25 protein-coding genes are annotated in these 24501 nt (G+C 46.4%); 15 read left to right on the top strand and 10 right to left on the bottom strand.

Annotated features, from left to right (window positions below):
- Nucleotides 1-4: 4 nt before the first annotated feature.
- The 3 genes from MC24_RS08455 to MC24_RS08445 all read right to left on the bottom strand — a co-directional run bounded on the left by MC24_RS08455 (nucleotide 5) and on the right by MC24_RS08445 (nucleotide 3483).
- A complete protein-coding gene (locus MC24_RS08455; RefSeq protein ID WP_038054524.1) occupies nucleotides 5-745 on the bottom strand; it encodes a basic amino acid ABC transporter substrate-binding protein in 741 nt (246 codons plus the stop codon).
- A 38-nt stretch (nucleotides 746-783) separates the two neighbouring features.
- Nucleotides 784-2100: an NCS2 family permease gene (locus MC24_RS08450; RefSeq protein WP_038054521.1), complete on the bottom strand. Its 1317-nt coding sequence runs from the start codon at nucleotides 2098-2100 to the stop codon at nucleotides 784-786.
- Between the two features lie 123 nt (nucleotides 2101-2223).
- The gene (locus tag MC24_RS08445) at nucleotides 2224-3483 is read right to left on the bottom strand and encodes an ABC transporter substrate-binding protein (RefSeq protein ID WP_038054518.1); all 1260 of its coding nucleotides are present in this window, start codon (nucleotides 3481-3483) and stop codon (nucleotides 2224-2226) included.
- 94 nt (nucleotides 3484-3577) lie between these two features.
- Between MC24_RS08445 and MC24_RS08440 the strand changes: the two genes are divergently transcribed.
- Genes MC24_RS08440 through MC24_RS08425 form a run of 4 tightly spaced genes read left to right on the top strand, consistent with a single transcriptional unit; the run spans nucleotide 3578 to nucleotide 9956 of the window.
- Nucleotides 3578-4840 carry a carbohydrate ABC transporter permease gene (locus tag MC24_RS08440; RefSeq protein WP_038054515.1) on the top strand — a complete coding sequence of 421 codons (1263 nt, stop codon included), beginning with the start codon at nucleotides 3578-3580 and terminating at the stop codon, nucleotides 4838-4840.
- Nucleotides 4841-4849: 9 nt separating this feature from the next.
- A complete protein-coding gene (locus MC24_RS09710; RefSeq protein WP_038054512.1) occupies nucleotides 4850-6955 on the top strand; it encodes a carbohydrate ABC transporter permease in 2106 nt (701 codons plus the stop codon).
- Between the two features lie 13 nt (nucleotides 6956-6968).
- Nucleotides 6969-8609 (top strand): CehA/McbA family metallohydrolase, encoded by a 1641-nt coding sequence (locus tag MC24_RS08430; protein ID WP_038054509.1) that lies wholly within the window; start codon nucleotides 6969-6971, stop codon nucleotides 8607-8609.
- 3 nt (nucleotides 8610-8612) lie between these two features.
- On the top strand, nucleotides 8613-9956 hold the full coding sequence (locus tag MC24_RS08425) for an NAD(P)/FAD-dependent oxidoreductase (RefSeq protein ID WP_038054506.1): 1344 nt from the start codon (nucleotides 8613-8615) through the stop codon (nucleotides 9954-9956).
- Here MC24_RS08425 and MC24_RS09705 read toward each other — a convergent pair.
- A complete protein-coding gene (locus MC24_RS09705) occupies nucleotides 9944-10252 on the bottom strand; it encodes a hypothetical protein (RefSeq protein WP_038054503.1) in 309 nt (102 codons plus the stop codon). The genes MC24_RS08425 and MC24_RS09705 overlap by 13 nt on opposite strands.
- An 83-nt stretch (nucleotides 10253-10335) precedes the next feature.
- Between MC24_RS09705 and MC24_RS08415 the strand changes: the two genes are divergently transcribed.
- The 4 genes from MC24_RS08415 (at nucleotide 10336) to rpsR (ending at nucleotide 11921) form a co-directional block, all read left to right on the top strand.
- Nucleotides 10336-10791, top strand: coding sequence for a metal-dependent transcriptional regulator (locus tag MC24_RS08415; RefSeq protein WP_038054500.1), 456 nt, complete (start codon nucleotides 10336-10338; stop codon nucleotides 10789-10791).
- Between the two features lie 76 nt (nucleotides 10792-10867).
- Nucleotides 10868-11254 (top strand): 30S ribosomal protein S6, encoded by a 387-nt coding sequence (gene rpsF, locus MC24_RS08410; protein ID WP_011942980.1) that lies wholly within the window; start codon nucleotides 10868-10870, stop codon nucleotides 11252-11254.
- Nucleotides 11254-11679 (top strand): single-stranded DNA-binding protein, encoded by a 426-nt coding sequence (locus MC24_RS08405; RefSeq protein WP_011942979.1) that lies wholly within the window; start codon nucleotides 11254-11256, stop codon nucleotides 11677-11679. Before rpsF ends, MC24_RS08405 begins: the two co-directional genes overlap by 1 nt.
- 14 nt (nucleotides 11680-11693) lie before the next feature.
- Nucleotides 11694-11921: a 30S ribosomal protein S18 gene (rpsR, locus tag MC24_RS08400; RefSeq protein ID WP_011942978.1), complete on the top strand. Its 228-nt coding sequence runs from the start codon at nucleotides 11694-11696 to the stop codon at nucleotides 11919-11921.
- Nucleotides 11922-11946: 25 nt separating this feature from the next.
- Here rpsR and MC24_RS08395 read toward each other — a convergent pair whose 3' ends face one another.
- Nucleotides 11947-12294 (bottom strand): hypothetical protein, encoded by a 348-nt coding sequence (locus tag MC24_RS08395; protein ID WP_011942977.1) that lies wholly within the window; start codon nucleotides 12292-12294, stop codon nucleotides 11947-11949.
- 117 nt (nucleotides 12295-12411) lie between these two features.
- Here MC24_RS08395 and MC24_RS08390 point away from each other — a divergent pair, with 117 nt between their 5' ends.
- Genes MC24_RS08390 through MC24_RS09330 form a run of 5 tightly spaced genes read left to right on the top strand, consistent with a single transcriptional unit; the run spans nucleotide 12412 to nucleotide 17620 of the window.
- Complete coding sequence (locus MC24_RS08390; protein WP_038033748.1) at nucleotides 12412-13287, top strand: MBL fold metallo-hydrolase; 876 nt, start codon at nucleotides 12412-12414, stop codon at nucleotides 13285-13287.
- Complete coding sequence (locus MC24_RS08385; RefSeq protein WP_038054497.1) at nucleotides 13287-14012, top strand: queuosine precursor transporter; 726 nt, start codon at nucleotides 13287-13289, stop codon at nucleotides 14010-14012. Before MC24_RS08390 ends, MC24_RS08385 begins: the two co-directional genes overlap by 1 nt.
- A complete protein-coding gene (locus MC24_RS08380) occupies nucleotides 14009-15166 on the top strand; it encodes a glycosyltransferase (protein WP_038054494.1) in 1158 nt (385 codons plus the stop codon). The genes MC24_RS08385 and MC24_RS08380 overlap by 4 nt, the downstream gene beginning before the upstream one ends.
- Before the next feature lie 4 nt (nucleotides 15167-15170).
- Nucleotides 15171-16235, top strand: coding sequence for a non-hydrolyzing UDP-N-acetylglucosamine 2-epimerase (gene wecB / locus MC24_RS08375; RefSeq protein WP_038054491.1), 1065 nt, complete (start codon nucleotides 15171-15173; stop codon nucleotides 16233-16235).
- Complete coding sequence (locus MC24_RS09330) at nucleotides 16220-17620, top strand: glycosyltransferase (RefSeq protein WP_052125272.1); 1401 nt, start codon at nucleotides 16220-16222, stop codon at nucleotides 17618-17620. The genes wecB and MC24_RS09330 overlap by 16 nt, the downstream gene beginning before the upstream one ends.
- A gap of 351 nt (nucleotides 17621-17971) precedes the next feature.
- Here MC24_RS09330 and MC24_RS08365 read toward each other — a convergent pair whose 3' ends face one another.
- The 3 genes from MC24_RS08365 to MC24_RS08355 form a co-directional block, all read right to left on the bottom strand.
- Nucleotides 17972-18490: a DUF4276 family protein gene (locus MC24_RS08365; protein ID WP_012644934.1), complete on the bottom strand. Its 519-nt coding sequence runs from the start codon at nucleotides 18488-18490 to the stop codon at nucleotides 17972-17974.
- 9 nt (nucleotides 18491-18499) lie between these two features.
- Complete coding sequence (locus tag MC24_RS08360; protein WP_038054488.1) at nucleotides 18500-19717, bottom strand: AAA family ATPase; 1218 nt, start codon at nucleotides 19715-19717, stop codon at nucleotides 18500-18502.
- 351 nt (nucleotides 19718-20068) lie between these two features.
- The gene (locus MC24_RS08355; RefSeq protein ID WP_156105123.1) at nucleotides 20069-20461 is read right to left on the bottom strand and encodes a hypothetical protein; all 393 of its coding nucleotides are present in this window, start codon (nucleotides 20459-20461) and stop codon (nucleotides 20069-20071) included.
- Between the two features lie 527 nt (nucleotides 20462-20988).
- Between MC24_RS08355 and MC24_RS08350 the strand changes: the two genes are divergently transcribed.
- On the top strand, nucleotides 20989-21249 hold the full coding sequence (locus MC24_RS08350) for a HEPN domain-containing protein (protein ID WP_012644930.1): 261 nt from the start codon (nucleotides 20989-20991) through the stop codon (nucleotides 21247-21249).
- On the top strand, nucleotides 21200-21550 hold the full coding sequence (locus MC24_RS08345) for a nucleotidyltransferase family protein (RefSeq protein WP_004081204.1): 351 nt from the start codon (nucleotides 21200-21202) through the stop codon (nucleotides 21548-21550). The genes MC24_RS08350 and MC24_RS08345 overlap by 50 nt, the downstream gene beginning before the upstream one ends.
- A gap of 54 nt (nucleotides 21551-21604) precedes the next feature.
- On the opposite strand, the gene MC24_RS08340 is transcribed toward MC24_RS08345, so the two are convergent.
- Both MC24_RS08340 and MC24_RS08335 read right to left on the bottom strand, forming a co-directional pair.
- Nucleotides 21605-22762, bottom strand: coding sequence for an AAA family ATPase (locus tag MC24_RS08340; RefSeq protein ID WP_038054487.1), 1158 nt, complete (start codon nucleotides 22760-22762; stop codon nucleotides 21605-21607).
- 334 nt (nucleotides 22763-23096) lie between these two features.
- A complete protein-coding gene (locus MC24_RS08335) occupies nucleotides 23097-24500 on the bottom strand; it encodes an oligosaccharide flippase family protein (protein ID WP_038054486.1) in 1404 nt (467 codons plus the stop codon).
- Nucleotide 24501 lies beyond the last annotated feature (1 nt).

Raw genomic sequence — 24501 nt, 5'->3', positions numbered from 1 at the left:
TCCATCACTCTGAGAACCATTTTTCTATGAGCACGTCGTACGGGCTCTTTTTGAGTTCTCTCAACACGCCGTTGATGAACTCGAGAAGATCCGTGTCCTCTTTCCTCACGGCGATGCCGTACTGCTCGCTGGAGAGCACTCCACTCGAGATGACAAGATCCGGATTCTTCGCCACAAAGGCCCTTGCCGTGGCAGAGTCCAGCACCACCGCGTCTGCTCGGTTTCTCTTCAGTTCGAGGAACGCGTCCGTGAATTTATCGAACCTGACGACCTTGATGCCTTCGTACTTTGAAACCTCTATGTCTCCGGTGGTACCGATCTGAACGGCCACGGTTTTCCCTATGAGGTCTTCGTAGGTCTTCGGTCGGAAGTCGCTGTCCTTTCTCACCACGATGACTTGTCCCGCGTCGAAGTACGGATCGGAGAAGGCCACGACCTTCTTTCTCTCCTCTGTGATCGTCATACCGGAGATGATCACGTCGATCTTCTTTGTGAGCAAGCTCGGAATGAGTCCGTCAAAGGTCATATCGACGATCTTCAGCTCAACACCGAGTCTTCTCGCGATTTCCTTTGCAAGATCGACGTCGAAACCCGCGATGTTGCCGCTTTCATCAACGAATTCGAACGGAGGAAAATCCGCGGAGAGTCCAACGAGCAGATATCCTCTGCTCTTGATCTCGTCGATGACTCCAGAAAAGATCACGATCGAAACCAGAAGAATCGAAACCACGAGTAATTTTTTCATATTATCACCTCCGATTTATTATAACACAGTTCTGCATATCAATGCTTTATGAAGAGCAGCCACAGGGCGAAAGCAAGAGCAAGGATCCAGGTGAACCAGTGTACTTCTTTTGATTTTCCAGAGAAGAACTTCACCAGTGCATAGGAAATGATACCGAGTGCTATTCCGTTGGCTATGGAGTATGTGAGTGGCATAGTTATGACGGTGATGAACGCAGGGAGCGCTTCTGTGATGTCGTCCCATTTCACTCTTCCAAGGTTTCCGATCATGAGCGCTCCAACGAAGATCAGAGCGGGAGCGGTTGCGTATCCAGGAACCGTCTGGGCAAGAGGGGCGAAGAAGAGCATGGCGAGCATACAGAGGGCAACGACGAGGGCCGTGAGTCCAGTTCTTCCTCCTTCCGCAATTCCAGCACCGCTTTCAATGTACGTGGTCACCGTCGAAGTTCCGAAGAGCGCTCCTACAGAGGTTCCTATCGCATCTGCGAGGAACGCCCTGTTTGCCCTCGGAAGCTCTCCGTTCTTCGCAAAACCAGCACTTTGAGCGAGTCCTGTGATGGTACCGAGTGTGTCGAAGAAGTCAACGAAGAAGAAGGTAAGAACAACGATCCAGAAGTCAAGGTTCAAAAATCCAGAAAAGTCGAGCTTCATGAACGTCGGAGATATATCCGGAACGGGACCGACGATTCCCTGGTACTTCGTGACTCCTATGCCGGGGATGGCACCCACGAGTGTGGCCACGAGAATCCCTATCATCACCGCTCCCGGGATCTTCCTGTGGTAGAACGCCACGATCACGAGGAGCCCCACGACCGTCACGAGCACACCGGGATTCGTGAGATCGCCGAGGGCAACGGAAGTGGCGGGATTGGACACGACGATTCCCGCGCTCCTCAGCCCTATGAACGCGATGAAGAAACCAATACCCGCAGAGATGGCCACTTTTATGGACTCGGGTATGATCCCGGCGACGAACTTTCTGAATCCAACGAGTGTCAGTCCTATGAAGATCAGACCTTCAACGAACACGGCAGCGAGGGCTACTTTCCAATCTATTCCCATGCCGAGACACACGGTGTAGGTGAAGTACGCGTTCAATCCCATGCCGGGTGCGAGTGCGAAAGGATAGTTCGCAAAGAAGGCCATGACGAGAGTGGCTGTGGCGGATCCCAGTATCGTCGCGACCATGAAGGCGCCGAAGAACTGTTGGTACAGGGGACTGCTCGCGTCCACACCGACCGCCTGAACGAGGATGGAAGGATTCACAAAAACTATGTAGGCCATGGTGAGGAAAGTTGCGATACCCGCGAAAATCTCCGTTTTCACGTTCGTCCCGTTCTCTTTGAGACGGAACACACAGCTCACCTCCGATATAAAAAATTTAAGGGGATCGTTGGATCCCGTACTTTGTTTTGATTTTCTCATGTTTTCTTTAAAGGAGTTTTAAACAAAAGAAAAGCGGGAGGAACAGCCTCCCGCTCATTCGCCGTACTCTTCCATTAGATACTCCCTTATCTTCTGATCCGCCGTCTTTATCGCCGTTTCCATATCCACCTTTCCGTTGATGAAATCAGAGAACATGTTTCCAACCACCGTTCTGATCTCGTACCATACACCGATCTGCGGATCGAACACGGCGTTGTCTATCTGTTTCAGCGGTATTTCGAGCAGAGGATCGGATTTTGCCGCTTCCTTCCAGATCGACGTTTCGAGGGCGCTTCTTCTCACAGGTATGTACCCTGTGTTGATCGCCCAGTAGGCGGTCACCTCAGGAGAGATGAGGTACTTCATGAACTCCCAGGCTGCTTTCTTCTCCTCTTCACTCGCCGTGTTGAACATGATGATGTCCGTTCCGGCGAACGGCACCTTGTTCGTCACCCAGGTGGGAACGGGCGCCCAGCTCCAGGTGAACTTACCCTTTGTGGAGCTTTCCACGTAGGGCCTTCCCGCTATTGTGTCGATGTACATCATGATCTTCTGCTGACCGAAGATATCGTTGAGGTATCCACCTTGGAAGTACGCGATACCATCGTCCACCATCTTCTTCACGAAGGCAAGGACCTCTCTTGTTTCCTGGCTGTCGATGTTTGAGACCCACTTTCCGTCGACCTGTTTCAGGATGGAACCACCGCGGAGGGTGAGGAGTATCTGGAAGAAGTCAACGGTCGTCCTGAAGCCAAAACCGTACTGGTCGATCTTCCCATCTCCGTCGAGGTCTTCAGTCATGATTCGAGCCGCCTCGTAGAGTTCATCGATCGTTTTGGGCACATCCACACCGTACATTGCAAAGGCGTCCGCGTTGTAGTAGAGTATGTAGAGACTCTTGTTGAACGGAACCGCGTAGACGGTGTCTCCCCACATACAGTTGTCTCTCAGAGGTTTGAAGACATCTTCCCACTCTTCCCTGGTCAGCCCTATCTTCGGATCGTTCACGAACTCGTTCAGAGGCTGCACGACACCGCTCTGGATGAGTTTTGCCGTCCAGTTGGAATAAGACTGTGCGATCGTGGGAAGTTCTCCTGCCTGCGCTGCTGCGAGGAGCTTCTGAGAGAGTGCACCGTAGTTTCCAACATAGACCGCTTCGACCTCGATATCCGGGTGAAGTTCGTTGAAGGTGTTCACTATCTCTTGGAGAGTTTTGCCGTGTCCCCCGCCCATGGCGTGCCAGAACGTGACTTTCACCTTCGCGAGGGCAAAAACACTGAGAACCACCATGAGAGCAACGAGAAATTTCTTCACAGGAATCCCTCCTTTCTCAATGATTTCCCCTTGAATTATACCGCATAGGTTATAATTTGAATGTGAAGAAACTCAAGGAAAGAGAGGTCTGAGTATGAAACCATCGAAGAAGCTGAGAGAAGCAGTTCTTGCGTACCTCTTTCTTCTTCCATCACTCGTGATCCTCGGAATGTTCGTCTTCTGGCCGGTTGGATTCTCTTTCGTTCTGAGCTTCTTCAAGTGGGATTTCAGAAACATGAAGAATCCCTATTTCACAGGGCTTGAAAACTATGTCGAGATCTTCAAGTTTGATTATCCTCCGAAGTACTCTTTCGTTTTCACCGTTCTGAACACCTTCTTTCATCTCGCGGTTGCCGGTGCGATTGTGATGCTGATCGTCCATCTGATCAGGAAAAGAACCCTCTCAGGCATCGTTTCCAACACTCTCATTGTATTGATTTACATCGTTTTGAACCTCTTCAACGCGGAAAATCCCATCCTCTCTTTTCTGGCTGCGGCTATCTCCTGGAGCTGGCTGTTGTACGACTTCAAACGGGTGGAACTCAAGAACACCTGGCTTTGGTTCATTCTGTTTCTTGCGGTCTTCGTTTTCGTGGAGCTGAGCTCGTCTCTTCCTGGGCTGGTGAACTTCCTGCTCGACGCGAAGGACAAGAATCTCTTCCTGAAGTCGCTCACCAACACACTGTACTACGTGATACTGAGCGTTCCTTCGCAGATTTTCCTTTCTCTCGTGATCGCCCTTCTTCTGAACAGCAACGTGAAGTTCAGGGTGTTCTTCAGGACCGCCTACTTCATACCCTTCGTCACATCAGTTGTTGCAATCTCTCTTGTCTGGAAGTGGATCTTCAACGACGAATTCGGTCTCTTGAACTACATCCTCTCTCTGTTCAACATGGAGCCCATCTCCTGGTTGAAAGACGAAAGATGGACTATTCCCACGATAGCCATCGTCTCCGTCTGGAAGACCGTAGGGTACGATGCAGTGATCTTCCTCGCGGGACTCCAGAACATAGACAGGTCCTACTACGAGGCGGCAGAAGTGGATGGCGCAAATTCTTTCCAGAAGTTCTTCTACATCACCTGGCCGCTTTTGTCACCGACGACCTTCTTTCTGCTCATCGTTTCCCTGATAGGAGCCTTCAAGGTCTTCGCGGAAGTCTACGTCCTCTACGATGGGCTTCCGGGACCGTACAACAACAGCGGAATGACGCTCGTTTACTACGTGTTCGATCTGTTCTACAGACAACAGAGAATGGGAATTGCTTCGGCGGCAGCCTATATTCTTTTTGCGATCATTCTGATCTTCACCTTCATCCAGTACAGGGTTGGAAAAAGAGCGGTCGAATATGTTTCGTGAGGTGATAGTGTGAAGAAGCTGGTCATATACATTCTCCTCGTATTCGGTGCCGTTGTCATGCTGGGACCTTTCATCTGGATGCTGCTCACCTCCTTCAAAGCACCTTCGGAGGTTCAGCAATGGCCCCCGAGCTTCTACACGAAGAACTTCGCTTTTTCGCGCGACGTGAAAACGATCCTGAAACCTGGTGTTCAGAGGGTCGCAAAGGGAGTCAGCCTGAGAGAAGCGTACGCTTTGAAAACGGCCGAAAAAAATCTGCTCACCATCACGGTGAACGACGACCCGTTCCAAAGAGGAACGATGGTGATCCCTCTCAAAGGGGCAAGATACACAACGGGGGTAGATGTTGAAAAAGTCAAAGAACTCTCCTCGAAATCCCCGGTGGAATTCTCCTGGAACACCCCGGAAGAATTCTTCGAGCAGTTCTTCATCTACTACAAGAGCGGTGCGGATCCGTACCTTCAACGTGCAAAACTGGTGAACGAAATTCTGAGTTCAGTAGAGGGTGCTCTGCGGACCATCTCTCAGATGAATCGATTTGCGGACGTCAGGATAAAAGATGAGGAAGAAAGGAAAAGATATCTCTCGTTTCTCGAGACCGTGAGTGGAGATCTTTCTTCTTTCCAGAATGAAGTGCTCAGCATGAAATCGGGTACCACTCTCGTTCTCTCCGACGAAGAAGTGGAGAAACTCTATGAGCTTCTCGATGGTTTACGGCTCGAATACTCTGGAGACAATCCGCTCGTTCCTGTCTACAGAAAGAACGTAGTCTCTCCTTTCGAAGAGGTGAAGAGAAACGTTTCTTACTATCTCGAGGTCAGCGACTTCTTCCAGAGTGTTCAGAACCTCACCGTGGAAAAAGACATCGTCGCCCGCTCGATGAAAAAGGATGAAAGAGAAGCGCTCTTTTTGAAAAAGATCGAAGACTTCCCTGACAGAGAGCTTGTAAAAAGACTACTGAGAGAGTCAAAAAATCCCGTTGAAAGCTATGTCTCTTTGAAGGAGAAAGAGCTCTCGGAGAAGTACCAAGTGGATCTCCTCACCATCGCTTCGACGAAGCCGGTTGTCTCTTCTCTGATCTCTCTCGCACAGGAAAACGGGATCGAAACAGAAAATTTCTCTCAAATGGTCGCTGAGATGGACATCAAACTCGCTGAAAGCAGCACCTACAGAGTGTTGAAGTCGAAACTCTCTCAACTCGATCTGGATGAAAACCTTCTCAACGAAGTGGCCAGTTATCTCAAAAGCGTTGCGATCCTCAGAAAAGCCTACGAAGACGCGATGAGCTCCTGGAAGATTGTGGACGCTCCTGATTTTGTGAAGGAAGTCCGTGTGAAGGGTGGCGAAGTGATAGAAATCCTTCTGGAGGGTGTCCCTTCCGTTTTCCTGAGTGATGAACCCATCGACTCTGTGAAACTCAGATTTTCGTTCTCCGAAGTGCTGGCTAACATCTTCCAGAACTACGTTGATGCCTGGAACGCAGCACCCTTCCCAAGGTACTACTTCAACACGTTTTTTGTGGCGACGATAACCACTCTGCTCGAGGTGGTTACCGCATCTCTCGCCGCGTACGCCTTCTCCTGGATGGTCTTTCCCGGAAGAGACTTCATCTTCGGTCTCTTCCTTGCGACCATGATGATCCCGGGAGAGGTGCTCCTCGTTCCCAACTTCATCACGATCTCGAAACTCGGCTGGATTGACACCTACTACGCCCTCATAATTCCTTGGATCGTCAGTGTCTTCGCGATATTCCTTCTGAGGCAGCACTTTCTGACCATACCAAGGGAACTCTTCGATGCTGCAAAGATAGACGGATGTTCTCACTGGAGGTTTCTCTGGCAGATGGTGGTGCCTCTCAGCAGGCCTGCCGTCATCACCTCTGCACTTCTCAAATTCGTCGGAAGCTGGAACGCGTTCCTGTGGGTCCTCATCGTCACAAACAGCGAAAAGTACAGAACACTGCCCGTGGGACTTCAGGCGTTCAGTTCCGATGTTGGAACACAGTACAACCTGCTCATGGCGGCCGCTACGTTCTCGATTCTTCCCGTGGTGATACTCTTCATCTTCACCCAGAAGTACTTCATCCAGGGAATCGCGAGGACCGGATTGAAATGAAAGAGGTGATAGCATGAAAAAGCTCGTTCTCTTGTTGCTCGTTCTCTCCTGTGTGGTCTTTGGAGGGATATACTATGGAAACCTTCACTCACACACCTCCTATTCAGATGGTTCTGGAACACCAGACCAGGCCTACGAGTATGCGAAGAGTTATCTCGACGTTCTCGCAATAACGGACCACGCCTACTACTTCACCCAGAAGATCGATGGAAATACGAAGCCTTATCTGACGAAGCTTGCCGCGGAGAGGCACACAAAAGACGGTGAGTTCGTCGCACTTCAGGGTTTCGAGTGGATCGCGGGAGTGGGACACATAAACGTGTACGAGTCTCTCGAGTGGATCGACAGAAACCAGGAAAGTTCCCTCGAAGGTTTCTACAGGTGGCTCGCCGAACACAAAAAGCTCGCCCAGTTCAACCATCCCATAAGCACCTTTGGGACCTTCGATTCGTTCCGGTACTTCCCGGAAGCGGACCAGTACGTGAACCTGATCGAGGTAGGAAACGGGAACTGGGCCTCAGGAGACGTGATAAACGAGGAGATGTTCGGAAACTACATCCTCGCGCTGAACAAAGGATGGCACCTCGGTGCCACCGTGGGACAGGACAACCACAAGCCCAACTGGGGAAGCGCGAACGAGGGAAGAACCGGCATCGTGGCGGACGCTCTGACCTACGACGACATAATGGACGCCCTCTGGAAGAGGCACACCTTCGGAAGCGAAGACAAGAACGTCAAAGTTCTTTTGAAGAGCGATACCCATCTGATGGGAGACATCGTTTTTGTGGAAGATCTCTCTCCCCAGAAGATCAACCTCGAGTACGAAGACACAGAAAAACTCCTCTACCTTGCCGTCATCTCTCAGAGCGGGACCGTTTTGGAACTCAGACCGAACACAGAGAGATTGAATCTGACTCTCTCAGTCATACCTCCCGATGGATACGAGTGGTACTTCGTTTACATGAAACAGTTCGACGGTGACGAGATAGTCACCTCACCGATCTGGTTTCAGATTCCTTCTTCTGTCTACGTGAACAGTGTGAGGATCTCTCCAGAAGAGATACACGACGGTGAATCGGCGAAGGTCTACTTCGAGATCTACAACGTGACCGGTGAAGACCAGAATGTGAAGCTTTCCGTTCTTCTCGATGGGAATTCGTTGAGAGAGGTAGAGCTGAAGTTCTCACCGTACCAGGTGAAAAGATTCGTCGTTCCCACAGGATCGCTGGAGAAAGGCTACCATCGTGTTTCTTTCCTTGTGGACGGGAAACTCGTTCAGTCGAGCGTTTTCTTCGTGAAAGAAAAGCTGAAGGGTGTGATCATGATCGACACCCTTCACGAGAACGACTATCTGGAGGAACTCAAAGCGCTCGCGGGAGAACTGGAAAAGAGAGGATACAACGTGAAGTACCCGAAAGTGATGCTGAAAGACCTGGAGGGTGTGGACATCCTCATCGTCTCAACTCCCAAAGAAGGTGGATTGAGCTTTGCAAAGAAGCTTTCGGACAAAGAGATCGAGGCCATTGAGAATTTCAAGGGCAAGATATACATCGTCCCGGGTGGTGACGAGGAGTACAGGAAGATCTATCTGGAGAAGATAAAAGGGGAGGTTGTCACACTCGAAGAATTGAGAAAGAAACTGCTCGAGGAGTGATGGATGTTGAAGAGACTCGGAATAGTCGGCTTTGGAGCGAGCGCTATCGGGTTCATCAACGGACTCATAGAGAGCGGAAGGGTGAAAGACTACAGGATCACAGTTCTAGAAAGAGGAAAAGATTACTCCTACAACACCATCTCCGGTGTGAGAATGGACGGGAAGATCTTCATCTCCCACGGCATGGGAGGGGAGATCTACATTCCCCTTGAGATACAGGCAAAGACAGTGGAGTTCTATCTGAAGTTCTCCGGCTACACTCCCACCGCCGATAAAAGAGAGGGCATCGTGAGCTACCTGAAGTCTTTCGAAAGGGATGGCAAAAAGATAGAGTTCGGAGAGTCCTTCTCGGACGAGGATATCTACAAGCGTTTCTATCACCACGGCTTCGAGCCGGTGAAATCTTATTTCTTCCATCTGGGAACGGACATCCTGAAGGAGACCAACAAAAACATATACAAGTACTTCTCTTCCTTCGAGAACATAGAGTTTCTCTTTGGAACCACCGTGGAGGACGTGGAGTTCGGTCCTCCCCACAGGGTGCACACGAACAGGGGAGAATACGAGTTCGATGAGCTTGTGATCGCCGTTGGAAGAAGCGGGCACAGACTCATGGAGCGCCTCAAAGAGAAGTATCCACAGCTTGTCAGACCGAACCAGTTCGTCGACATCGGTGTCAGGTACGAACTTCCAAACCACGTGATGGATCCGTTCTCCGATATGTACGAGGTGAAGGTTCGGTACAGAACTAAAACTGGTTACATCTGCAGAATCTTCTGCCAGAATCCGGCGGGAAAAGTGACCTTGGAAAAGTACGAAGACTTCACAACGGTGAATGGCTATTCTGACAGCCTTCACAAAACGGAGAATACGAACTTCGCTATTCTCGTCACGACACGTTTCACAGAGCCGTTCAGGGATCCCACGGGATACGGTGTTAACCTCGCAAAACTCGCGAACATCTTAGCCGGCGACAGAGAGAAGGTGATTCTGCAGACGTACGGGGATTTCAAAGAGTTCAGAAGGACGAAGAGGCTCGGAAGGGTTCATCCCACTCTGGATCCCGAAAGTTACATTTTGGGAGACGCGAACCTCGTCTTTCCATCGAAGATCAGAGAATCCCTTGTGGATTTCATTGAGAACTTAGAGAAGGTCATACCGGGGGCTTCCTACTTCGACAACCTGCTCTACGCCGTCGAGGTGAAGTTCTACACGAACAAGTTCCTGAACGACATCGTGGAAGGACTACACGTGGTGGGAGACTGTTCCGGATGGACCAGATCGATCCAGTACGCCACCTCGATGGGGTACATGAGAGCTCTCGGAATGAAGATTCAATCCCTGTGAGACAGGATAGCGAAAAAGCCCCACTCTATGAGAAGAACGGAGAAGAAAACGACGAAACCTTCCCAGAAGGTGAACCTGTGCACGTTGAAGACGTGAAGAAACAGAACGGTAGCTATGGCACAGGAGACGAGGCCGTTTGGAAAGCCTTTTTTCACGAGCGCATTGACCCCCGCGTACCCGAAGAGAGCAGCGAAGGCGATTCCAAGAAACTTTCCGAACGAGACATCGAACACGTTGAAGACGGAAAGAAGGATGAGCACACCGAGAAGTATCAGAACCATTCCGAAGAATCTCAAGTCTATCCCTCCCTCATCCGAACTCGAGAATATTCTACCACTTTAAAATCTGTGTTAGAATAACCTTAAAGGGAGGTAGAAATATGTTGTCACCAACCGAAAAAAGGTATCTCCTCGCTGTTCTTTTAACAACTGAAGAGGGAAGCACGAGACTGAAGAAAGTATCGGACTTCCTGAAAGTGAAAATGCCCTCCGCAAAGCAGATTCTGGAGGACCTCGCAACCAAAAAGTTCATAAATTACGTGAGAAGAGGCCCTATCTCTTTGACGAAAAAGGGAATGGAGCTCGCTCAAAAAGAAATGGAGCGATTCAACAACCTGAAAGAATTTCTGAAGAAGATCCTCTTCCTCAACGAAGAAGAGGCAGAAAAAGGTGCCTGGGAGATCTTTTTCAACCTCGAGGAGAGCATCGCCGACAGGGTCGTCGATTTCATGAACTTTCTCACATACTGTCCGCAAATAACTCCGATATGCATAAAAGGCTTCAAAGAATATCTGGAAACAGGAAAGTTTCCGACTCTTTGCAGACTCAGAAGATGATGGTATAATCGTGAAAGTGAAATCCCGCTCCACCCATCCGGAGGTGGGGCCGAACGTCCGAGGGAGGTGGGTTTCTGTGGCTTACGTGAAAGAGAGGATCTACGAGAGCATGTTCATCATCGCACCGAACGTTCCAGAGGAAGAGAGAGAAAATCTCGTCGAAAGAGTCAAGAAGATCATCGAAGAAAGAGTCAAGGGAAAGATCGAAAAAGTGGAAAGGATGGGTATGAGAAAGTTCGCCTACGAGATCAAGAAGTTCAGCGAAGGAGATTACACGGTGATTTACTTCAGGTGCGATGGTCAGAACCTTCAGGAGCTGGAGAATTTCTACAGAGTGACACCCGAAATCATCAGATGGCAGACCTTCAGAAGGTTCGATCTGGAAAAGAAAGAGAGAAAGGCGCAGAGAGAAAAGGCAGCTGCTGAAGCTGTCGAGACAGGTGAAGGAGGATCCGAAGCTTAATGTCTTTCTTCAACAAGATCATACTCATAGGAAGACTCGTGAGAGATCCTGAAAAGAGATACACGCTCAGCGGAACTCCCGTCACCACCTTCACGATAGCGGTGGACAGGGTTCCCAGAAAGAACGCGCCGGACGATGCTCAGACAACGGATTTCTTCAATGTTGTTACCTTTGGAAGACTCGCAGAATTCACGGGAACCTATCTCACCAAGGGAAGGCTTGTTCTCATCGAAGGTGAAATGAGAATGAGAAGATGGGAAACACCGTCTGGAGAAAAAAGGGTATCTCCGGAGGTTGTCGCAAACGTTGTTAGATTCATGGACAGAAAACCTGCTGAAACGGTCAACGAGACTGAAGAGGAACTGGAGATACCGGAGGAAGACTTTTCCAGCGATACTTTCAGTGAAGATGAACCACCATTTTGAGGGAGGTGTGTTTGATGGCTTACAAGAGAAAAAGAAAGAAGGTCAAGAAGTGCAGACTCTGTGAAATGGAATTGGACTACGTTGATTATAAAGACACAAGGCTTCTCAGTGAATTTCTCACCGACAAGGGAAAGATCATACCAAAGAGGCTCACCGGAAACTGTTCAAAGCACCAGAGAATGGTGAAGGTAGCTATCAAGAGGGCAAGACAGATGGGACTCCTTCCATACCTGAAGATATGAAAGAAGGGCGCTGAAGCGCCCTTCTTCATTCTCCGTCCTCTTCAGTGTCTTCTTCGAAGAAGATCTCTTCGATATCGGGTATGCTGTTCTGCCACTTTTCGAAGACTTTCTGAGCCGTTGCGTATTCTACTCCTTCAAGCATAACACCCTCGGGGGTTTCTTCCGCTTTGAAGATGTAGACTTCACCGAGGTCTTCGATCATGTCTCTTGCGTCGTTCAGAAAGACCTCTTCGCAGACCCAGAAGAGATTTCCTTCGTCCTCCACTTCTCCCAGCTTGTGGAAGAAGACTTCGTTTCCATCCTGATCGATCAGGCTGAAAACTTCCGTTGTGTGTTCGTGTTCATGTTCATGCTCATGTTCGTGCATACTCATAATAAAAACCTCCTTGACAAAAAACTGGGCTCTGAGAAATACTACCATTTGTGGAGGATAAAATCAAGTAGCCGGTATGGTCTTCCAAAGACTCGATCTTCGGGAGGTCCTGAAACCGTGGAAATAAAGCGTCTCACAGAGAGAGTGGCCTACGTTCCAAATCCGGTGAACATAGGTGTTGTGTACACAGAAAGCACCGCCGTTCTCGTGGACAGCGGGCTCGATGAGAGCGTGCCAAGAAAGATTTCTCGACTTCTGGAAAAGCCTCCTTTGTATCTCATAAACACCCACTCTCACGCCGACCACTGCGGTGGGAACGCCTTTCTGAAAAAGCGCTTCTCCACCCGCGTGTTCGCCCCAAAGATGGAAAAAGAGATCATAGAAAACACCGTCTTTGAGCCTTTCTACCTGTACGGTGCTCATCCTCCAGGTGAACTCAGAAACAAGTTTCTCATGGCAGACCCCTCCGCTGTCGATGAGGCGATCGAAGAGGGAACCATCACGATTGAGAGCGTGGATCTTGAGATAGTACCTCTTTCTGGACACTCACCGAACCAGATCGGAGTGGCTGTGGATGGTGTCCTTTTCTGTGCAGACGCCGTGTTTTCTGAAGAAACACTGAGAAAACACAGAATATTCGTCATCTACAGCGTGGAGAAGTTCCTTGAAACGCTCGACTTTCTTGAAAAGACAAACTACAGCTGCTACGTTCCGTCTCATGGAGAGGTGACTCGAGATATCGGTGAACTTGTGGAGAAAAACAGAAAGACGGTGGAGAACATCATCAACGCTGTTCTGGAAATCACAGTAAATCCTGTGAGCACAGACGAACTGATGAAACAGCTCTTCAACAGATTCGAAATCACTCTGGAAAACCTTACTCAGTACGTACTCTACAGATCCACCGTTCACGCGTACCTCAGCTTTCTCCTGGATAGGAAAGAGATTGAAAGAGAATTCAGAGACAACGTTCTTGTGTGGAGGCGGTGCTGATGCTGGTGAACTGGGTATTTCTTGGGCTCGAGTATCTCGTGGGAGTTCTCCTTGTTTTCTTTGCGATACGTTTTTTCGATCTGAAAGGAATGTACGCCCTTGGGGCGATTCTTGTTCTCTACATGAACGTCGCCGTTTTGAAGGCTTACGAATTGCTTCCGGGTGTCCAACTGTATGCCGGGGTTTTCCTTGGACCTTTCTTTGTCACGTTGATCGCCATCGTAACCGAAGTGTACGGGTACAGAGAGGCGCAGAAGCTGGTGGCGGTGGGTTTCTTTGCCCAGGTCGTGTTTCTGGTGGGGATGCTGATCGCGCTTGGTTACATCCCTTCCAGCGAAGATTGGGCGCACGAACACATGAAGGCTCTCTTTCTTCCCGTCTGGAGGACCACGATCTTCAGCTGGATTGCCTTCGTTGTGTCCGGTGTCTTCAAGGCGCGCTTTCAGGATTTTCTGAAGAGAACAGAAGGTCTTTTTGGAAAACACCTGTGGCTCCGTGACAACGCAGCGACGAAACTCGCTCAACTTGTGGACAACGTGATCTTCTTCTACGGTGCCCTCACCGGGTACTTCTCCCTGAGAACAATCACCGTTTTTCTCATCTGGACAACGCTCTTTGAATGGCTCTTCGACTATCTGGACACCTGGGTCGTAGTGAAGGGTGTGAGGTGGATGATGGAAAAAGATCACCCTCAAGAACTCTCTTATCTGGGGGATGAGTCATGAAACTCGTTTACGTAGCGTACGTCTTTTTTGATAGAAACCTCGGTGTTAGAAAAAAACTCATAGCACAGATGAAGGTTTTTTCCAGATATTTTGACTCATACCTCCTCACGCTGGAAGGAAACGATGTTGTTCTCTATAACGGTAAGGAATGGAAGGTTGAAAAACGCATACCGTTGTCAGAAGAGTTCCTGTTCACCGATTCTGACAACTTCATGGTGAAAGCCATCAGAGTACTCAGAAGGACGAAGTGGTTCTTTAAAACCACAGGTGAAGAATTGAAGGATTTTGATGTTGTATACACCAGAGCATTTCTTCCCGTGAAAGAATCGATCAAATTTCTGGAAGAAATCAGACGAAAAAACACAAAGATAATCCTTGAATATCCGACCTATCCTTTCAGGTACGAGTTTTTCAGAACTTACGGGCCCCTGTTTTTTCTAGTGTATTACCCTCGATACAGACGAATAAACGATCTTGTTGATCTTGTTGTGGTCTTCGGTGAAAAAGAGCTCTCTGGAAGGAAGTTGATCACGATTTCCAACGGAATAGATCCATCAGACGTGACCTTAAGAAAGCCTGTTCCTGACGAAAATGTTTTGAATCTTATCGGTGTGGCAAGACTTAGATACTGGCACGGATACGATCGGGTGGTAAGAGGGCTTTGGGAATATTATAGGAGAACCCCTGAAAGGAAGGTGTACTTTCACATCGTAGGTGACGGGCCGGAACTTCCCAGGCTGAAGAAACTCACCAAAAAACTGGAACTGGAAGAGTACGTTGTTTTCCATGGACCAAAACACGGTGGGGAACTGGACAGGTTGTTTGATTCATCGCACGTTGCAGTGGCAAGCCTTGGCATGCACCGTTCAAATTTGAAAACAGGAAGCACTCTCAAGGTGAGAGAGTATTGTGCGAGGGGGATTCCATTCGTCGTTGGATACAAAGATGTGGACTTTCCCGAAGATTTTCCATTCTTGCTGAGAATTCCTTCGGATGAGTCACCCGTTGATATCCAGAAAGTGATATCCTTCTACGAAGAGTTGAAAAAGACACATCCTGACTATCCTCTTTTGATGAGAAAATACGCGGAAGAGCACCTCAGTTGGGAAATCAAAATGAAACCACTTGTTGAAAGGATCATGGAGATGAGGTGATCGAATGAAAGTACTCTCACTGGTTGGTGCAAGGCCTCAGATCATAAAAGAAGCAGTGCTTCACAGAAGGTTCAAAGAAAAGGGGATCAAGGAAGTACTCGTTCACTCCGGACAGCACTACGACTACAACATGTCTGACGTGTTCTTCGAGGTCCTTCAAATCAGAAAGCCAGACTACAACCTCAACGTGGGATCCGGAACCCACGGTGAAATGACCGGAAAGATCATGATAGAGTTCGAAAAGGTCCTTTTGAAGGAAAGGCCAGATCTTGTTCTCGTGTACGGTGACACGAACACAACACTTGCTGGTGCTCTTGTTTCTGCAAAACTGAAGATACCCGTTGCCCACGTTGAGGCAGGTATCAGACAGAAACCAAAGGACATGCCAGAAGAGATCAACAGGGTGGTCACAGACCATGTCTCTCAGATCCTTTTCTGTCCCAGTGAACTTGCCGTGGAGAACCTGAGAAAAGAAGGCATTACAGAAGGTGTTTATTTCACCGGTGATGTGATGTACGACCTCTTTCTTGAGATGGAAAACAGGTTCAGATACGACGTGTTTGAAGAGTTGAACCTGAAGGAAAACGACTACGTTCTTGTCACACTCCACAGAGATTTCAACGTGGACGATCCCGTGAAACTGAAAAAGATCCTCTCTCATCTGAAAGAAGTCTCCAGAGAAAAGAGAGTCGTTTTTCCGATACATCCCAGAACGAAGAAGAGGGTGAAAGAATTCGGACTGGAAGGACTTCTTGAAGGGATCGAAGTGATAGATCCTGTGGATTATCTGAACCTGATGGGCCTTGTGAAGAAGTGCTGGAAGGTTGTGACAGACAGCGGCGGTCTTCAGAAGGAGGCGTACTTTGCAAGAAAACAGGCGGTTGTGGTGATGCCAGACACAGGCTGGAGGGAACTCGTCGAGGCAGGCTGGAACAAACTGGCAAGTGAAGAAAACCTCTCTGACGTACTGATGCAAGAAGACGAACCTGACTATCCAGATGGACTGTACGGTGACGGAAACGCTGCCGGAAGGATCGTTGAGGTGATAGAAAGATGGTATCAGACCTGAAAAAAGAAGCGATGGAACATATGAATAAGGGAAACTACAACAAGGCACTTGGATTGTTCAGAAAAATCCTCTCTGAAAACCCGGAAGATGCAGAATCCATCTATAACTCCGCTGTTGTTCTGCATCGGCTTGGAAGATGGAGGAGTGCAAAAGAATTCGCACTTCGCTATCTCAAACTCTTCGGACCGGATTCTTCCATGGAAGAAATCCTCGGGGATGTTCTGTTCTTCGAGGGAGATTTCAAGGCAGCATTGAAGTGGTACAGGAGATCTCTCAAGAACGCTCAACTGGAAGATAGTGAGCGTGTTCAGGGAAAAATCAAGAGTGCGATGAAAAAACTCAGAGAGTGTGTGAGCAGGAAAAAACTGGCTCTGGTTGTTGCAGAAGGAGCGGACAGTTTCACCGATGATCTGATTGAAAGACTTTCGAAGAAGTTCTGGGTGAGAAAATTCCTTGTTCCCAGAAGAGAGTACTACTTTTTCTTCAGTGTTCTTACCATCCTTTACGATAAAGGCATCGCAAGACCATGGGTTGTCAGGATCGTTTGTTCTCTTTTTCCCAACACCCTCAAGAGAGCGATGAGATGGGCTGACATCGTCTGGATAGAGTGGGCATCCCCAGTGGCTGTGGTGGCCAGCCTCTTAAGGAGAAAGAAAAGGATGTTCGTCAGACTTCACAGATACGAGGCTTTCAGAGAGTACCATTTTTTGAGAGAGTACAGTTCCCTGATAAACTGGCAAAACCTAGATGGAGCCATTTTTGTTTCAGAGTTTGTTAAGAAGGTTGTGGAAGGAAGGGGAGTGAAACTTCCGGAGAAAACAGTGGTGATTCACAACGGTTTGAATCTTAAAAGATTCATTCTGAAAGAGAGATCAAAGGGCTTCGACATCGGATGGGTGGCCGGGATCATTCCAAGAAAAAATCTTCATCTGGCACTGGAAGTCATGAAACGACTCGTTCAGATCGATTCCAGATACACACTCCACGTGGCAGGGGAGTTCAAAGATGATCTCTATGAGATTTATATAAAACATCTGGTGAAAAAAATGGGATTGGAGAAGAACGTGATCTTCTATGGCTGGGTGGACGATATGGACGAATGGTGGGAAGACAAAAATTATATTCTCTCCACCAGCATTCACGAAAGTTTCGGCTACAGCATCGTTGAAGCCATGGCAAAAGGGATCAAGCCTGTGATCCATCATTTTCCAGGTGCAGAGGAGTTCTACGATGAGGAGTTTCTTTTTACAAGTGTTGAAGAGGCCGTAGAAAAAATCATCAGCGATGATTATGACTCCAGAAAGTACAGAGAATACGTCTTAAAAAGAAACTGGACACTGGAACATCAGACAGAGAAATTCGAAGAATTCATAGAGTTTCTCTGACTACAAAAGCCAGTTCTCTCAACCGGGAAACGATATCTTTCCTTTCCACAAGGAGTTTCAGTGTTTCGACCACCCTTCGATCCAGTTTAAGGACTTAAAAGAGGATCTCTCCAACCTTGAAGCCATCGGCCTTGAAAGCTAGAAAATATCAGCACAGTTGTTGGAGAAGAATGAATCAAAACGCTTGAAAACGGAAAAAGTTAGTGCTGCTATTCAATGACCGTGTTGCAGAGTCCAATCATCCACTCTGTCGGGATACTGTTATGAAACAACGATACACAATATGCTTGGGCGATGGGAAATATATGAACGAAAACCTGATGACCTGGCTTTTAGTGTACCCCATAGGTGTTAGGAACAGAATTTTTCGACAAAATACTTGAAAGATCTGTTTTTTTGTTTGGCTGTTTCTATGGAAAAGTTTTCAAGCAATTCGATCATAAAGTTTATTCTAGAATATTTCTCTGGGATCAAACGGTTGAATTGTTCCTTTGTTATATTTTCGGTGTTTTTTAATTTTCTTTCTTTGATTTTTAAATCTCGAGATTTGTCTTTGTTCAATCCAGCAAGATACCAGCTTTCTATCTCTCTGATAACAACGACAACCCTTTTTGGATCTATATTGGGCAAATAATTCTGTATTTGTTGCTTTCTCGCAGTTACACATGGTGAATCGTCCATATCAGTTACATAAATGTAATCCCATCCAGCACTTGTGATGGAACGTATATAACTCTCAAGCCGCTCTTTTTTCATCTGAGCGTATTTTACCAATTTCACACTATCAAATTTTTTCTTCAAAACTGGCACCACAATTCTTTCAAAGAATCTTTCATCATCATTTCCTTCAACAAATATGATCAGGAGCATGCTTGAACCTCACAGTAAATTCTGGACATAGAGTTCATCTATACCTATTTCGTTCTTGAGAAATACCTCTACCTCTTTTTTATTTGCGGGTCTTTCAATCCTCGAAAAACCCTTTTCATCACGAAAGACAAAGAGCAAGTTTTCTAGACCTGCATACTTCACAAACTCCGGATTGTGTGTGGTGATTATTATCTGCTTTTGACGAGAAGCATCTTTCATCATATCTACTATCTTGGAAACAAGGTAGGGGTGAATGTTTCTTTCTGGCTCTTCTATGATCACCACACGTTTCTTTTCGAAATACAAAACGAGAACAAGGGCAATTATATTGATTGTCCCATCAGAAATCAAAGGTGCCGGTATGTAGTCTTCAAAGTAATTTTCTCGTATCTTGAACAGCAGAGATTTATCTACAAGTTTCTCTATATCAAGGCTTTCCACAAAAGGAAGAAGGTCTTTTACAAGATTGAAAAACTTTTTTCGGCTTTCTTCGTTTTCCAGTATTTTCTTAACCACTATTGGTAAGTTCTGGCCATTCTCTTCCAGTTCGGCTTTCCCTGTAATAGGAATAGCCTTTTTTGACAGTTTTGGATCGAAGTCGTAAATTGCGATCTCTCTGAATATATCACCAAGTGGGGTCAGGAACCTGAATAAAGGAGTTTCCATCAAAAGAGAATTTTCTGGTATATTTTCTTTCAATAAAAAGAGCGTATTTTCGACCATCTTTTTGTAATTAGAATCTGGTACCTCTATCTGGTAGTTCAATTTTCCGTTTTTCCGAAGAACTTTTAAAAAAACATCTGTCTGATCTTTTCTTGTAAAAATTTTAAGATCTTGTTTCAATTCTTCTTTTGTTACTCTACACCATGTCTTTTGGTCAAACCGCAAGCAAAATTCGTACTCAATCTTTACTATCTTTAAAACTTCTCCGTTCCCTAGAAAAGATGGTATTTCTTTGTTTTGCGACTGTGATTCAGAAGAAGTTACCTTTAGCGATAGATCCTGGGTTGAACCTATTTTCATGTTTCTTATGTACTCATGCCCTCCCTGCAGGGATATTGCGTTATCCAGGCCAAAGTTGGCAATATCTCTTAGAAACTCAAAAATGCGAATGAAATTTGACTTTCCTGAAGCGTTAGGGCCAATCACAACATTGAAATTCCCAAGATCGACTTTTAGTTCATCAAAACTCTTGAAGTTTTTCCCCTCTATCTTTTCAATAAACATATTTCCTCCTCCCTTCAACACTATATTACTACATAAATCAATTGTCGGTAAAACAAACCGCAGAACTCAACTTATAGGAATTATAGTTCAAAATATAATAGTCTGAACTATAACCTTTCAGAGTAATCAGGCTGAAGTAGCAGTTTCATGCTTGCTAGGTGACGAGAAATGCGGGAAGAGATCTGGTGGTTGGGTCTTTAGCGTACCCTGCTGGCATGAGAAACGCTCTGGATCTTCACCGTCCACTGTGAAAAGCCCATCTCCAGGTAAACAAAAACCCCCTGACAGATGCCAGGGGGTCGAATGCCCTATGTTTAATTCAGACAGAGGCGAAGGATACTGATCTAACCTTCAAAATTGTACTCCCAGGTTTATACCAAATCCAAAGCCTTCCATGAAAATATTTGGAAGAGAAATGTCTTCTTCCAGGTCTGATTCATTCCAGATGAGGAAGTAGTAACTATAATCGATGTAAGGGTTGATGTACACATGGTTGAATCTTATTTTGTAACCAAGTGATCCACCAAAAACAGGCGCGTGAATGTTAAGAGATGTGTCGTTGAGTTTGTATGTTATCAAAGAATAACCAAGTGACACACCAACATATCCTCCGTTGAAAACTTCTTTGAAATATCGATTGTACGAAATCTCCCCTCCAAAAGCCAAGATTTCGATGTTCGAAGGATCAGACATAGACGCTGTGTATCCAATTCCGCGGATGAGAACAGTGTCCGTGTTTGACACAGAGAACTCCACACCGCCGGTGAAACCACCACTTCCTTCAATGATTCATGGAAGGACAGAAAATACAGGATCGAAGAAAAACCACACTTCGTTTCCCAGAAGAGCCACCCCGAAGAGCATTAAAACAACAGTTCTCACTTTAATTAACGGAAAATTTTATTTTACAATGTGTAAAAGTAAAAACACTGACATCTCAACGTATATTACCTATTTGAAAGATATTGAAACAAACATCAAACCGCGTCGAGCAAAAAGAGATAGGCAGGCAGAACTTTTATTTTCACACCATCCAGGGAGAGTTCGGTGTGCAAATCCCAGGTTATAAGATATCTTTCGGGCATCCGAAACAACCCCTGGGTATTTCTTTTCCCGCTTTATAACACATATTGACCTATCAAAAGGTCAAATCTTCCCAATTTTGACCTACATATAGGTCAAAATCTCCAAACTAGTGGGGTTATAATAATCACGAGAAAATCTCTACTTACTTTTCTTCACAACAGGCAGCAGAAAAAGCCGTAAAAGCCGTGTTCCAGAAAATGGGAGCACAGGCATGGGAACGTTCCATAGCAGATCTGCTCGAAGAACTTTCCAGACACTTTGAAATCCCTGAAGAACTCATGGACCATGCCCTTGAACTGGACAAAGCTTGTATCCCCACAAGGTATCCGGATGCCCTTCCTTCCGGCTCCCCCAGAAACAGGTATTCCAGAATTGAAGCCGAAAGGCTGGTGAACTATGCTGAAAAGATCATCCGATTCTGCGAAGATCTTCTATCCAGAATATAAAAGGGAAAAGGTCCTGGGAATCATCAGGAATTCCCTTCCACAACTCCTGAAGAAACTTCCTGTGAGACTTGTGGTACTTTTCGGCTCTTATGCGAAGGGAAATTTCACCGTCTTCAGCGATGTCGATCTTCTTGTCGTGTACGAAGACCCGTTCAGAGAAGACGCTTATAAAATAGTGAAAAGGACCATCAAATTGAAAGGACTGGAACCGCACGTCTACTCTCTGAGTGAATACAAACAGATGGAAAAGACCATCTCGAAGATGATCGAGGGTGGAGTGGTTGTTTATAAAGCGTTATAGAAATCTCGACACCCTCGACAGGCTCGACAGACGCCGAACGGGTTCGACGAACCGTCAGATCTCCATGTAACTGAACTTTCCAGAGATCCTGTAGCCTTCTTTTTCAACAAGGAGTATTCGCTTTTGAATGAGTTGATCCATGACTGAGTACGCCGTTGTTCGCTTGAAGCCCTCTTTCTGAAGTGTTTCTATGATCTTTTCTCTGGTGTAGACAGAACCTCTCAGGATTCGAATGGCCTTTTTCTGGTTTTCTGTCAGGTTCAGAGTCAGCCCGGTGTACTCTGATATCGTCCTGTTGATCGTGTTGATCAGATCCTCTTTACTCAACAGTTCCTTGTGAATGTTGTCGTAGATCGCCTTTGTCAGTATCCACAGGCCGTCTCTTGGGTTTCCATCGGAAAAATCGGCCACTATATCGAGCACTCCGTCTTCGATGAGTTCAATGTAAGATCCAAGCCTTTTGATGATCAACTCTTTGATCTCAAGTTTCTTCAGAGGCTCAACAAAAACGATGTCTGTGAATATGTTTTCCAGATTTCCTGCTTCGTTCCATCTCAGTCTGTCGGCAGCGTACTCTCGGTATATAGAAAAGGGAAGAGAAAGTATGACGACAAAGTCCTCCATGATGATGAAGTTCTTTATCGAATCTATCACCCTGAGAACGTCTTCTTTCTTTTCCTTGTCCAGTTCGTCTATGATCAGAAGGAATTTTCCTTTTCTCTGAACCGTCTGTTTTATCAGTTCTCCGAGCTTTTCTCTGGCTTTGAAGAAATTGAACCTCGGTCTGATCGATTTTTCATGTGTCAGGCTGGCGTTCACACCAAAGGAAACACCGAGGGAAAAGCCTTTTATGGTTGAAACTTCATCCGTTATCCACTTTCTAACCTCTTTTGCAAGATCCGACACTCCCTCCACCTTCTCCAGGGAAAGCGCCAGACTGTGCAGAAGATCGTAGAGTATACTCTCCATGGAGTCTCTGAGCGAGATGTTCACCCTGACCGTGAAGACTCCTTCCGGGTTCACGAAGTTGAGTACCGTCGTTTTTCCAATGCCCGTTTCTCCAGAAACACCCACGATCCCAAAAGGTTGGTGGAGTGCTATTGAGTTCAGATAGTTTATCTCCCTGGCCCTGTCCACCAGATATTCTGATTCGCCTTCTCTGAGCGGTCTGTCCACCAGAACACTCAAAAGATCGGCCACTGTTTGCTTCACAAAATCACCCCTGTGTTATTTTCTGTTTTGTTTAGATTATACTACAAATTCCTGTTACCGTCTCGACACCCTCGACAAACTCGACAGACACCGGACAGGTTCGACAGACTTCAGAAAACACTTTCGATGCTCGGACTGGTTTTAACCTGTAGATATTTATCGATCGTAATCGATAAATTCGTACGAGTTTATCGAATGTGTTCGATAAATTCGAACGGTTTGGTATAGTTGAAGGGAAATTCTCATCACCCAGGATACCATCTTCAAAGACGAAGGTATCGTAGGTATTCCCGCATGGCTGTTTCTGGCCCTGGTGGAGGCTGATTGAGATTTTTTACCTGTGCAGGTTTTTGAAATGGTTTTTCAGATAGATCATCTCGTCTCTGTACAGAAGCAAGATAAGAAACATCCCTGCGACGGATAAAAGAGGAAAGATCAGGGAATTTTGCAGGAAAGTTCCAAAAAATGCTATCAGTAAGACAACAAGGACACCAGCGTAGATCTTCTTCAGGTTAAAACCGATCGGATAAAGTTTCTCGGCTATGAGTGTTCTGAGGGTGAAGAAAAGAACATATGAAAGACCTGTGGATATGGCGGCACCTTTTGCACCAAGGTATGGAACAAGAAGCTGGTTTCCTGCAAAATTGGCCAGGGCAGAAAGTCCGGTCACAACGATGTGCCAGTATGTCCTTTTTGTGAAGTTTATCCCAAGAACCGTTGTCTCCGATATAACGTACATGATCGGCTGTAGAATCAAAAAAGGAGCAATGAAAGATGCATTTCTGTAACTTCTGGCAAAGAGCAAGAAGATCACATCCTTGAAGGAAAGAACAAGAAGACCAAATAAAAATATGGTGAGGCTCACCATTTGATTTGCCTTTTTAAAGAATTCTCTGGAATCGGGCTGGGATTCATATTTTTCATAAGCAAGTGGTACCCAAAATGTGGTAAAACCTGCCTGAAACAGCTGCATCACAGAGACTATCTTGAAAGCCGCACTGTAGAGTCCTATCTCTGTGAAATTTGAGTACTGTCTCAGGGAAATTCTGTCTATTGAAGAAAAAAGCCAGAATAGGAGAGAATTCGGAAGAAGCGGCAAACCGTACTTTAGGAACTCTCCTATTTTTTTGAAATTTACCTTCGCGAACTTCCGTGACTCTCTGTCGGTGATAAAACCCAAAACCAGAGCTGATACGTTTCCACAGATCTGTCCCCAGACAACAGCATAAAAACTTTTTGAAACAGTCAGAGCAAAAACTATGGTTCCTCCCACGTTTCCAAGAGAATTCACTACATCAAGTATAGAATAGAGAACTCCTCTCTTTTGCATTCTGATAGAGAGTTGGTTGAACCTCTGGAAGATGCCCGTCATAAGAGAGATGGAGAAAATAAGTCCTATTCCTTGATAGTCTTTTCCGAAAAGAATCAGACTAAGATGAGACTCGAAAAGAATGAAAATAAGGGATACAGAAATACCAAAAGTAAAAGGTAAAAATACACAACTCCAGAACAACTCATTCCTTTTCTCTTCTTGGTAATAATATCTCACAAAACTCTGATCGAGCCCTGTTAGAGAAACAAGAAGAGCGATGTTATAAACGAGTGTGAACATGGCTGCTTTTCCGAACTCTTCAGGAACAATCAGATAACTTATGACGGGAGTAGAAAAAAAGCTAACAATAGCACGGATCCATGTGCCAGCAGAAAACGAAAGGAATCCCTTTATATACTGTTTCATT

This window comes from Thermotoga sp. Mc24, assembly GCF_000784835.1.
Lineage (GTDB): Bacteria > Thermotogota > Thermotogae > Thermotogales > Thermotogaceae > Thermotoga.
The sequence above is the reverse complement of the archived record's forward strand: the minus strand, read 5'-3'. Positions and strand labels throughout refer to the sequence as shown.